This window comes from Ructibacterium sp. SJQ-7 (assembly GCF_054696575.1).
The window spans coordinates 81,129-93,461 of record NZ_CP195193.1 but is presented as its reverse complement, the minus strand read 5'-3'; the positions used below and the strand labels follow the sequence as shown (position 1 = coordinate 93,461).

Annotated in this window: 11 protein-coding genes; 2 read left to right on the top strand and 9 right to left on the bottom strand. The window is 38.3% G+C overall.

Features of this window, described 5'->3' with window-relative positions; genetic code table 11:
* Positions 1 to 53: 53 nt before the first annotated feature.
* Entirely contained in the window at positions 54 to 1,316 is a 1,263-nt protein-coding gene (gene leuC, locus ACSAMO_RS00515) for a 3-isopropylmalate dehydratase large subunit (RefSeq protein WP_117968114.1), read from the bottom strand.
* A 128-nt stretch (positions 1,317 to 1,444) separates the two neighbouring features.
* Between leuC and ACSAMO_RS00510 the strand changes: the two genes are divergently transcribed.
* On the top strand, positions 1,445 to 2,320 hold the full coding sequence (locus ACSAMO_RS00510) for a LysR family transcriptional regulator (RefSeq protein WP_499209548.1): 876 nt from the start codon (positions 1,445 to 1,447) through the stop codon (positions 2,318 to 2,320).
* 74 nt (positions 2,321 to 2,394) lie between these two features.
* Here the strand turns inward: ACSAMO_RS00510 and pcrA are convergent, their stop codons facing one another.
* Positions 2,395 to 4,614, bottom strand: coding sequence for a DNA helicase PcrA (pcrA, locus tag ACSAMO_RS00505; RefSeq protein ID WP_499209547.1), 2,220 nt, complete (start codon positions 4,612 to 4,614; stop codon positions 2,395 to 2,397).
* Positions 4,615 to 4,791: 177 nt separating this feature from the next.
* Between pcrA and spoIVB the strand changes: the two genes are divergently transcribed.
* A complete protein-coding gene (gene spoIVB / locus ACSAMO_RS00500) occupies positions 4,792 to 5,775 on the top strand; it encodes a SpoIVB peptidase (protein ID WP_499209546.1) in 984 nt (327 codons plus the stop codon).
* A 45-nt stretch (positions 5,776 to 5,820) separates the two neighbouring features.
* On the opposite strand, the gene ACSAMO_RS00495 is transcribed toward spoIVB, so the two are convergent.
* From ACSAMO_RS00495 to uppS, 7 genes are read right to left on the bottom strand one after another with little or no spacing between them, the layout of a single operon-like run.
* Positions 5,821 to 6,873, bottom strand: coding sequence for a M24 family metallopeptidase (locus ACSAMO_RS00495; protein WP_499209545.1), 1,053 nt, complete (start codon positions 6,871 to 6,873; stop codon positions 5,821 to 5,823).
* Positions 6,858 to 7,292: a type II 3-dehydroquinate dehydratase gene (gene aroQ, locus ACSAMO_RS00490; RefSeq protein WP_482489907.1), complete on the bottom strand. Its 435-nt coding sequence runs from the start codon at positions 7,290 to 7,292 to the stop codon at positions 6,858 to 6,860. Before aroQ ends, ACSAMO_RS00495 begins: the two co-directional genes overlap by 16 nt.
* Positions 7,293 to 7,312: 20 nt before the next feature.
* Positions 7,313 to 8,359 (bottom strand): flavodoxin-dependent (E)-4-hydroxy-3-methylbut-2-enyl-diphosphate synthase, encoded by a 1,047-nt coding sequence (gene ispG, locus ACSAMO_RS00485; RefSeq protein WP_147514529.1) that lies wholly within the window; start codon positions 8,357 to 8,359, stop codon positions 7,313 to 7,315.
* 11 nt (positions 8,360 to 8,370) lie between these two features.
* On the bottom strand, positions 8,371 to 9,525 hold the full coding sequence (locus ACSAMO_RS00480) for a M50 family metallopeptidase (protein WP_499209544.1): 1,155 nt from the start codon (positions 9,523 to 9,525) through the stop codon (positions 8,371 to 8,373).
* Positions 9,522 to 10,685, bottom strand: coding sequence for a 1-deoxy-D-xylulose-5-phosphate reductoisomerase (locus ACSAMO_RS00475; protein ID WP_499209543.1), 1,164 nt, complete (start codon positions 10,683 to 10,685; stop codon positions 9,522 to 9,524). Before ACSAMO_RS00475 ends, ACSAMO_RS00480 begins: the two co-directional genes overlap by 4 nt.
* A gap of 30 nt (positions 10,686 to 10,715) precedes the next feature.
* The gene (locus ACSAMO_RS00470) at positions 10,716 to 11,552 is read right to left on the bottom strand and encodes a phosphatidate cytidylyltransferase (protein WP_499209542.1); all 837 of its coding nucleotides are present in this window, start codon (positions 11,550 to 11,552) and stop codon (positions 10,716 to 10,718) included.
* Positions 11,553 to 11,554: 2 nt separating this feature from the next.
* Positions 11,555 to 12,295, bottom strand: coding sequence for an undecaprenyl pyrophosphate synthase (gene uppS / locus ACSAMO_RS00465; RefSeq protein WP_118446261.1), 741 nt, complete (start codon positions 12,293 to 12,295; stop codon positions 11,555 to 11,557).
* Between the last annotated feature and the right edge of the window lie 38 nt (positions 12,296 to 12,333).

The window sequence follows — 12,333 nt, the reverse complement described above, 5'->3', positions numbered from 1 at the left end:
TCCTCCGTTCCAAACTTAACTCAAAATCAATTTTAAGTTGTGAAGTTTATTTTTTACATCACTTCTTCAGGTGCTGTTATCTTACCCGTTACAGCACTTGCGGCCGCAACTTCAGGACTTGCAAGATAAACTTCACTGTCAACGTGTCCCATACGTCCGATAAAGTTTCTGTTTGTTGTAGAAACACATCTTTCGCCTTCCGCCAAAATACCCATATGACCGCCAAGACATGGTCCGCAAGTAGGTGCAGAAATTACACAGCCCGCCTCAACAAGTGTCGATAATGTACCGTCTTTTAATGCTTCAAGATAAATTGCCTGTGTTGCAGGGAATACGATAACTCTTATACCCTTTTTAACGTGCTTACCCTTTAGAATTTCAGCCGCATGACGTAAATCCGAAATACGTCCGTTTGTACATGAGCCTATTACAACCTGGTCAATTTCAACATCGCCCCAGTTTTCCGGTGTTCTTGCGTTTTCAGGCAAGTGAGGGAATGCAACCGTATGAGGAACTGTTGCAAGGTCAATGTCTATTGTCTGTACATATTCAGCGTCATCATCAGCTTTAAATACTGTATATTCTTTGTCAGAATGGTCTTTCATATATTCAACAGTCAAATCGTCAACTTCAAATATACCGTTCTTAGCACCTGCTTCAATAGCCATATTTGCGATTGAGAAACGGTCGTCCATAGTAAGAGTGTGCATACCCTCACCTGTAAATTCCATTGACTTGTAAAGTGCACCGTCAACGCCAATCATACCGATTATATGTAAAATAAGGTCCTTACCGCTTGTGTATTTGTTAAGCTTACCTGTCAGGTTAATTTTAATAGCCTCAGGAACTTTAAACCAAGCCTTACCTGTTGCCATACCGGCTGCCATATCTGTTGAGCCGACACCTGTTGAAAATGCACCCAATGCACCGTATGTACAAGTATGTGAGTCTGCTCCGATAACAACGTCACCTGCAACTACCAAGCCTTTTTCAGGAAGAAGTGCGTGCTCGATACCGACTTCGCCGACTTCAAAATAGTTTACAATATCCTGTTCCTTTGCGAAAGTTCTGACCTTTAGTGCCTGCTGAGCAGACTTAATATCCTTATTCGGTGTAAAATGGTCAGGAACAAGAGCAACCTTTGCTTTATCAAATACTCCGTCAAGTCCTATCTTATCAAATTCTCCTATTGCAACAGGAGTTGTTATGTCGTTGCCAAGAACTAAGTTTAAATTCGCCATAATAAGTTCTCCGGCTTTAACACTTTCCTTTCCTGCGGCATTCGCAAGAATTTTTTGCGTCATAGTCATTCCCATAACAAAAACCTTCCTTTCCGAAATGTTTATTTTACTTTTATTACTATTGAATTATAGCACAACAAGTGATATAATTCAAATATATATAATTTATATTATCCATAAAAATAACTTATATGAGGTGTCAAATGTATAACTACGATAATCTTTCCAAATACAAGGTATTTCTTTGTGTTGCCGAGTGCGGCAGTATCTCTCAATCTGCCGAGCAACTTTATATTTCTCAGCCGGCTGTCAGTATGACAATAAAAAAGCTTGAAGAAAGTCTTGGAACAACTTTGTTTTTACGAAAACCGAGAGGTGTTGTTCTGACCGAAAACGGCAGACTTCTTTATGACGGAGTAAAGCAAGCGTTAAATATGCTCTCCGATACCGAAAGCAATTTAAAGCACCTTGAAAACAACGGCAGACTTCGCATTGCCGCAAGTAATGTGCTTTGCAAATATCTGCTTATGCCCTATCTTCAAAAATTCACCGAAAAATATCCTTTCACCGATGTTTCCATAACTTGTACATCATCTGCAAATGCCCATAAAATGCTTGAAGAATGTAAAATCGACGTTGCGCTTATGGCAAAGCCCGACAACATCAGCGGTCTTGAATATTATCCGCTCGGTGAAATACAGGACACATTCGTCTGTACTCCGTCATACTTGAAACGTCTTAACTGCAACGGTTTTGAAATTTTTGAACGTGGCAATATTATGCTTTTAAACAAAGACAATGTTTCCCGTATGCATATAAACAACTACTATGCCGAAAACAATATCAATCCTACGCATATCCTTGAAGTAAACGATATGGATATGCTTATTGAATTTGCAAAAATCGGTATAGGTGTTTCATGCGTTGTAAAGCAGTTTGTAAAAAACGAATTATCTAACGGCTCACTTATCGAAATAAATTTGCCTTATGCAATACCGCCACGTGAAACAGGCTTTTTATATAATCAAAATATTCAGCCGTTTAATGATAATATTTTAAGGCTTATCAACATTAATTGATTATAGACAAAACCTTTACGGTTTTGTCTGCTTTATTTTTTGGAGCTGTCGACATTTTGTCGACAGACTCTCTATTAATTAATCTTTTTCACCTTTGCAAATGCCGCCATAAGACGTTTAAATCCGATACTTTCAAATTGAATTTCAAGAATACAGTCATTTCCGCAAGGAGTAGCTTTCAGAATTTCTCCGCGGCCGAATGTTCTGTGTTCAACGGTATCACCGGCTTTGAATTTAGAATAGTCTGTTGAACCGCTTGATTTTACACTGCTGCCAAACCCTTTTGTCATATAAACTTCCTTTTTTGGTGCAGCCGCATTACGCACCCCTAAGTCTTGCATTACCTTTGCAACTTTCGGTTGCAGCGTTGTCTTGTCCTCAAGATATTCAACAGGTATTTCCTTGAAAAATCTTGACGCAGTTGTCGGCATTGTTTTACCGTGAATAGTTCTGCTTATCGTTTTGGTGATATAAAGCTGTTCTTTCGCTCTCGTTATCGCAACATAGCAAAGACGTCTTTCTTCTTCTATATCATCGTCCGATTCCATTGAACGCATTCCCGGGAACAATCCTTCTTCAAGACCGCTCAAGAATACAATCGGAAATTCAAGACCTTTTGCACTGTGAATAGTCATAAGTACCGCACTGTCCTCATTTTCGTCATATCCGTCTATATCCGAAACAAGACTTATATTTTCCAAAAATTCACCCAGTGTATTCCCCGTTTCTTCATTCTTCTCAAACTCGGTAATAACAGAAATAAATTCGCCCAAGTTTTCTATTCTTGTCTTACTTTCCGTTGTATCTTCCATTACAAGTGCCGGCATATATCCTGTATCATTCAATATTCTTCCCGTAAGTTCTTCAATCGTAACGGTATCTTTAAGTTTGATAAGTGATTGTATTATTTCCGAAAAACTAAGTAATTTTTTTATAGCCGTTTTAAATTCATGGTAATCGTCCGCGTGAGAAATAACATCATAAAGACTTGTTTCCTTTTCACGTGCAATATTTCTCGCTTTTTCCAGCGTTGCGTTACCGATTTTTCTTTTTGGCTCATTGATAATTCTTGCCAGACTTACATCATCATTCGGATTGTATACAACTCTCAAATATGCGATTATATCCTTAATTTCCTTACGGTCATAGAATCGAAGTCCCGAAAGGACTTTGTACGGAACAGACTCACGCATAAGCATTTCTTCTATTACACGCGACTGTGCATTTGTTCTGTACAGTATCGCACAATCCGAAAATGAACCTTGTTCATCGAAATGCTTCTTTATCTGACGTGCAATATATCTTGCCTCGTCATATTCATTTGTACCTGTGTATACATAAACTCTGTTTCCGTCGCCGTTTGACGTCCACAATGATTTACCCATTCTACCCTTATTGTTAGATATAACGCTGTTTGCGGCGTCAAGGATATTTTGCGTTGAACGGTAATTTTGGTCAAGCGTTATCTTTTGTACATCAGAGTAATCATCTTCAAAATTAAGAATATTTCCGATATTGGCACCTCTGAATTTATAAATACTTTGGTCGTCATCACCGACAACGCAAAGATTTCTGTTTGCCTGTGCAAGAAGATTAATAAGAAGATACTGTGAATTGTTCGTATCCTGATACTCATCAACAAGTATGTACCGGAACTTATCTTGATATTTTGACAATACATCGGGATTTTCACTTAAAATCTTAACTGTATTCAAAATAATATCGTCAAAATCGACTGCATTGTTTTTTCTGAGTTTTGTTTGGTATCTATAATATATTTTCGCAATTATGCTCATACGGTAATCGCTTTTGTAAACATTTTCAAAAGTTGCCGCATCCATCAAGTCATTTTTTGCGTTACTTATTATAGATAACACGTTTCTGACAGGAAAACTTTTTTCGTCAATATCAAGTTCTCTTAGACATTCTTTCATAACAGTCTTTGTATCTGCTGTATCGTAAATTACAAAATCACGGCTGTAACCAAGCAAATCAATGCAACTACGCAAAATTCTGACGCAAACCGAGTGAAATGTACCAATCCACATATCTTTTGCGGTATCACCCAAAAGTCTTTCAATACGGTCTTTCATTTCTCTCGCGGCTTTGTTTGTAAAAGTTATCGCTAAAATATTCCATGGACGTATATGTTTTTCGGAAATCATATATGCAATTCTGTTTACAAGCACCGTTGTTTTTCCGCTTCCCGCACCTGCAAGCACAAGAACAGGACCTTCCGTTGCCAATACAGCCTCTTTTTGCCTTTCGTTAAGTTTATCTAACATATTATTCATAAAGTATTCTCCTAAAATCATTTTTATATTATGACACACTATTCTTCTATAATCATTTTTGTATTATACCACATATTCATAAAAAACACAAACTTTTAAAACCATTTCTTCAATAAGTTTTTCAGTATAAACGTGTCGAAATTCGGCAAATTTAAGTGTAGAAAGGCGGTGAATAATTTGAAAAAAGTTTCCTGTAAAACAATAGTTTTTCTTCTTTTAAATTTGTGTATTTTCACAAGCGTTTATGCCGATGAAATCAAAGTCGTTCCTATCGGTAAAGCGGTAGGCGTAAAGATATATACCGACGGTTTGCTCGTTGTTGGGACATCGGAAGTAAACGGTGAAAATGTTTCAAAAAAATACGGTATAAAGATAAATGACAGAATAGAAAAAATAAATAATCAACTCATCAACAATACAGAAGAATTTTCAAAGACCGTAAATGAAAATCCAAGCGGTGTGGCACTTTCAATAAAGCGGGATAATCAAGATATTTTGATTAATGCCGTTCCCGTTTTATCGGAAGACAATATATACCGTTTAGGTCTTTGGGTGCGTGACAGTACCGCCGGAATCGGTACTGTGACTTATTACAATCCCCAAAACAACAGCTTTGCCGCACTCGGTCACGGAATAAACGATATTGATACAGGTAATATTTTATCCGTTAAATCAGGAAATATTCTTAATTGCGATATTTTATCTGTATCAAAAAGTTCAAAAGGTCATCCCGGAGAAATTAACGGTGCGTTTGACGGTAATACAATAGGTAATATCAGTATAAATTCACAAATAGGTATTTACGGAAATATGTCTTGCGATGAATTTTCCTCTGATAATGCCATCCCCGTTGCCGCAAAGGAACAGATATGCGAAAGTGACGCGTATATACTTTCAGACGTTATAGGGCAAAAAACGGAAAAATACTCGATAAAAATAAACAAAATCACAAACGATTCCGACAAAGGATTGATTATTGAAATTACCGACCCTCGTTTAATCGACTGCACAGGCGGAATTGTTCAGGGTATGAGCGGCTCGCCGATTATACAAAACGGTATGCTTATAGGTGCGGTAACTCATGTATTTGTAAACAATCCCACAAAAGGATACGGAACTCTTGCTGAAAATATGATTGACATGACTAACACCATAGATTAAAAAAATCAAAAATCACATCAAAATTGATGTGATTTTTGAGCTGTATTAAATTTCAATAAGTTCTTTCGGTGATGATGTCAGATTTACCGCTTTACCGTTTTGTACAACGATTAAATCTTCAATTCTTACGCCGCCGAAACCGTCTATATAAATTCCCGGTTCAACCGTAATTACGTTACCGTTTTGCACAACAGCATTGTTTTTCGGTGAAAATGACGGATTTTCGTGAATTTCAATACCGACACTGTGTCCAAGACTGTGACCGAAGTTTTCACCGTAACCTGCTGCGGTTATAATCTTTCGTGCCACTCCGTCCACTTCACTGCACTTCATACCTGCTTTAATTGCGTCTATTGCAGTGGTTTGCGCTTTTAAAACTGTATTGTAAATTTCTTTTTGTTTATCATTCGCTTTGCCGACAACTACTGTTCTTGTCATATCCGAACAGTAACCCTCGAAAACACAGCCGAAATCCAAAGTAAGAAAATCTCCGTTTTCGATTTTTTTATCGGTAGCTATGCCGTGTGGCATTGCCGAACGAATACCCGATGCGGAAATAGTGTCAAACGACAATGCAGTCGCACCTTGTTTTTTCATAAAGAACTCCAAATCAAGTGCTATTTCTCTTTCGGTTACTCCCTCTTTAATTCTGCCTAAAACATATTCAAATGCCATATCGCCAATTTTTTCAGCCTCTGCGATTTTTTTAATTTCGCATTCGTCTTTTATTTCTCGCGGTTTGTTTATAAGATTTTGCATTTCAACAAAATCTTGTCCGTCTTTTAGTTTTGCTCTTATTCGCTTATTTTCTCCGACGCTCATATATGATTCTTCAAAACCTATATATTTTTCGTCTATTCTTGAAAATATTTTTTCAAAACCTTTTGCAATATCAATCACTTCAAAGCCTTTTGCTTGCTCACGCGCCTGTATTGTGTATCGCGAATCTGTGATAATATACTTGCCGCTGTGCGAAATAAGTAAATATGCGTCCTCTGACGTGAAACCACTGTAATAAAATATATTCGGATAGCTTGATATAAAAACCGCCTCGTTATCGTGCATTTTTTCGCACAGTTTATCTATTCTGCTCTGCATACCAATGCCTCCAATGCAAGTTCATACCCCTTAAATCCCAAACCGCAAATCTGTCCTATACATTCAGGTACGATAACAGATGTATGTCTGAACTCTTCACGTTTATGGATGTTTGAAATATGTACTTCGATTACGTCCATTTTAACCGAACCGAACGCATCTCTGATAGCATACGAATAATGAGTAAATGCCCCCGGATTTATTATAATACCGTTGTAATTACCCATTGCACTGTGTATTTTTTCAACGATTTCACCCTCAAAATTACTTTGAAAAAAATCAACCTCAACACCAAGTTCATCTGCTTTTTTTCTAATGTTTTTTTCCAAATCGTCAAGAGTGCTGTTTCCGTATATTCCCGGTTCTCTGATACCAAGCATATTTAAGTTTACGCCGTTTATAACAAGATACTTCTTCAATATATCCCAATCCTCTCGTATTATAATGTTTCTATTTCTTTCATAAGTTCATCGACAAGGCTGTCTTGAGGTACTTTCTTTATAATCTCGCCTTTTTTAAAAATAAGTCCCTCACCTTTTCCGCCTGCAATTCCTATATCAGCCTCTCTCGCTTCACCGGGGCCGTTTACCGCACAACCCATAACGGCGATTTTAATAGGCTTATCAATATTTGCGGCACGTTTTTCAACTTCGTTTGCGATTGAAATAAGGTCAAGTTGAGTTCTTCCGCAAGTCGGACACGAAACTATCTCCGCACCTGTTTTTCTCATACCCAAAACCTTTTGAATATCATACGCTGCATAAATTTCTTCAACAGGGTTTGCCGTAAGCGAAACACGCATAGTATCGCCTATTCCTTCTGCCAAAAGTGCACCAATTCCGACAGCCGATTTAACCGTTCCGCCTTTTAACGTACCTGATTCGGTTACACCGATATGCAACGGAATATCCGATATTTCATTGAATTTTCTGTATGCGCAAAGCATTTTCGGAACGTCTGAAATCTTAATTGACACAACCACATTATTAAAATTAAGTTCGTCAAGAATTGCAACGTGTCCCATAGCACTTTCCACAAGTGCGTCGGCTGTTACACCGCCGTATTTTTGAAGTAATTCTCTTTCAAGCGAACCGCCGTTGACGCCGATTCTGATAGGGATTTCTCTTTCCTTTGCCATTTCGACAACTTGCTTTACTCTGTCGCGGTCACCGATATTGCCGGGATTAATTCTGACTTTATCCGCACCGTTTTTCATACATTCCAACGCAAGACGATAATCAAAATGTATATCGACAACAAGTGGTATATGAATTTGCTTTTTTATATCCGCTACGGCTTTAGCCGCAACCATATCAGGCACGGCAACACGAATTATCTCGCAGCCTGCATTTTCAAGTTCATGTATCTGATTTACCGTTGCTTTGACATCTCTTGTGTCAGTATTACACATAGACTGAATTGCAACGGGATTGTCACCGCCGATTTTCACACCGCCTATATTTACAATTCTTTTTTGTTTTCTCATAAATATTAACCTCACTTATTGAATAAACGCATTATATCGTGGAATGATACGAACACAATGAATGCCAATAACAATAACATTCCGACTGCATGAACTACCCCCTCTTTTTCAGGCGGAATAGCCTTTCTGCGTATCATTTCGATCAGTACAAACAATATTCTTCCGCCGTCAAGTGCAGGTATCGGAAGAAGATTGAATATTCCGAGATTTATTGTCAAAAGTGCAACCAAGTTAAGCACATAAAGCCAACTGTAACTGCCCGAATTAACCGCGTTGTTCACTTCGCTTACAATTCCGACAGGTCCTGACATTTGGTCTACTCCGACCTTACCTGTTATCATCTGCCAGAATGACTGATACACAAGCTTAACCACAAATTCGGTTTCATTTAAAGCCTCTCCCCAAACATTAAATATCGTTATATCCTTTGTTTTAGGTGTAAAGCCTATTATATATCTTGTGCTTGTTTCCGACTGACCTACAAGTGAATCGTCCTTAGGCATTTTATCGGAATATTCCACAAACTGACCTGTTGTGTATCCGTTTATTGTACTGTCAACTTGTACGCCGTTTTCTCCGTAAGTTGTTTTGACAATTTGCTCCGTCGGCATAAATGAATAGTCGATTTTTTCACCGTTTCTTGAAACCGTTACGGTTGCCTGTTCGTCTTTTTTGAAATTTTGAGCATAAAGTGAAATATCATTATAGAAATTAATTTTCTTTCCGTTAATCTTTATAATCTTATCATTCGGCTGTACTCCGACTTGTTCTATATAGCTGTGCGGAACAACCGTATCAATAACATTTGTTCGTGCAGGCGACGTTGACGGAACGATAACAAGAAACAGTACAAAACCCAAAATAATATTAAAAACACCGCCTGCCAAAAGCACAAGCAATCTTTTCCATGCTTTTTGATTTGAAAAAGCTCGCGGATCGGTATTGTCGGCTTCATCTTCGCCCTCAAATTTACAATAACCACCAAGCGGCAAAATTCTTATTGAGTATTGTGTTTCGCCTTTCTTTTTCTTGAATATTGCAGGTCCCATTCCGACAGAAAATTCATCGACTTTAAAGTTCAGCATTTTTGCAACAATAAAGTGACCGAATTCGTGCAGTGAAACCATTACAAGGAACATTACAACAGATACAATCGCAGTTATCAAATTAAACTCTCCTTTTCAAATCTATATACAATCTCACGGGCTAACTTATCTGTTTCCCATATATCCGAAATTGTCGGATTTTCGATATTTTTAATCTCGCTCATTGCCTTTGCGATAGCGTCGGATATACCGAGATAAGATATTTTACCTTGCATAAACAACTCAACCGCCGCCTCATCGGCACTGTTAAATACAGTCGGTTTTATACCGCCGTCTTTAAGTGCGTCATATGCCAATTTCAACGCATAAAACGTGTCTGTATCAGGTTCGTCAAATGTAAGTGACGGATACTTTGTAAAGTCAAGTTCGTTATTCTTCATCGGAAGTCTGTTCGGATACGTCAATGCGTACTGTATAGGAAGTCTCATATCAGGTGCACCGAGCTGTGCAATTACTCCGTTATCCACGAACTCAACCATTGAATGTACAACGCTTTGTCTGTGCACCAAGACTTTTATGTTATCCGTTCCGAAAAGCCACTTTGCCTCCATCACTTCAAGTCCTTTATTGACAAGCGTTGATGAATCTATCGTAACCTTTGCACCCATATTCCAATTAGGGTGTTTTAATGCGTCCTCAGGTTTTATGTCAACCAGTTCTTCACGTTTTTTCCCAAAGAACGGACCGCCCGATGCGGTTAAAAGTATTCTCTTTACTTCGCGTCTGTCCTTACAGCCTTGAAGTGACTGAAATATCGCACTGTGTTCACTGTCTACCGGAAGTATCGCAACTCCGTTTTCCTTTGCCAAATCCATAACGATATGACCGCCTGTTACAAGGGTTTCCTTATTCGCAAGAGCAATATTTTTCTTTGCCTTTATTGCCTCTATTGTAGGCTCAAGTCCCGAAATACCGACAACCGCGGTTACAACCGTATCAGCACCGTCAGCCGTTGCCGTTTCTATAAGACCTTCTTTTCCTTGTACTACTTTTATATCGGTATCGGCAAGCTTGATTTTTAAATCCTTAGCCTTTTCTTCATCGGTAATGCACACCGTTTTCGGTTTAAACTCTCTCGCCTGTTTTTCAATCAAATCAATATTTGAATGTGCAGACATTGCCTCTATTTTTATGCCCTTGTATTCGCGGGCAATTTCAAGAGTCTGTGTACCGATTGAGCCTGTTGACCCCAATACCGCTATTTTCTTTTCAAATTCCATTTGTCTTTTCTCCAATTAATTTGACATTCCCTACATAACTCCAAAAATTACTATCGGCAATATGAACATTATAGGTGCTATAAACATAACGCTGTCAAATCTGTCCATAAATCCGCCGTGTCCCGGGAATATCCAACCGAAATCTTTTATTTCTGTATCGCGTTTGATAGCCGAAGCAATCAAATCGCCGAGCTGTGACAATGCACCGCCTACAAGACCGTAAACCGCACCCTCAACAACTACATTACTCCACGTCAACATATTTGTATCAAATACATTTTTCACAATCAAAAGATACACAATGCAGATAACCATTGCACCGACAACACCGCCAACTGAACCTTCAACCGTTTTATTTGGGCTGACATGAGGTATCAGCTTGTGTTTGCCAAAAAATCTGCCTGTAAAATATGCAAACGTATCACACGACCACGCACATATAAATGTTAAAAGCATTGTTGCTGTATCAAACGTTTCTTTTGCAAGCCACACGCAACTCATCGAAAGTACAATATATATAGTTAAGAAACCGTTTGAAAGTATATCCTTATAATTTCTTTTACCGTGCTTTGCCACTACTGTAATCATATGCAGTGCTATGATAAAAATTATACCTATTGACGCAGTTGCCCATGCAAAAGTATCCCACTCTATTGCTTTGCAAAAATAAATTGATGACATCAATATGACAGCGGAAATAAATCCGATAGTTTTCATTCCGACATCGGCTTTTGTCGCACTGTAACACTCATATAGCATAAACAATATAACCGCCGCAAGTGCAACTGTAAAGCATATAGGCGGTAAAAACAGTATACCAACAAATACCGCCAATGCGACCACCGACGTTATAATTCTCTTAACCATTTTTACACACCCCCAAATCTTCTGCCTCTGTTTTGAAAATCGATTATAGCCTTATGTAAATCAGTCGGTTTAAAATCAGGCCATAGCTTATCGGTAAACCACATTTCAGCATAGCTTACCTGCCAAAGCATAAAGTTTGACAATCTCTGCTCACCGCTTGTTCTGATAAGCAAGTCAACGTCAGGTTGATTTTCGGTATACAGATAGCTTGAAAAAACTTCATCGTCTATATCATCAACATTCTGCCTGCCGTCCGTAACATCCTTACAGACATTTTTCACTGCATTGACAATTTCTTCACGACCGCCGTAGTTAAGAGCGATATTCATAACAATTCCTGTATTATTCTTTGTAAAATTCTCTGTCTTTATAATCTGCCGGCAAATTTCTTCGGACAGACCTTTTCTTGAACCGATTACACGAATAACAACATTCTCTCCCGAAAGAGTTTTTTCGGCATTTCTCAGATAGTCAAGCAAAAGCGACATAAGATAGTCAACTTCTTCTTTCGGTCGTTTCCAATTTTCTGTTGAAAAAGCATATACCGTTATATACTTTACACCGAGATTATTTGCCTCTGTGATAATTTTTTTCAGTGAATCCGCTCCGGCACTGTGTCCGGTACTTCTCGGCAAGCCTCTTTTTTTCGCCCATCTGCCGTTACCGTCCATTATAATTCCGATATGCTGCGGAAGTCTTGACATATCTATTTCATTGATTTTCTTTTTCTTTGAAAAAAACATACGATACCTCTCTATTTAGCACAATACCGGCAGACTTA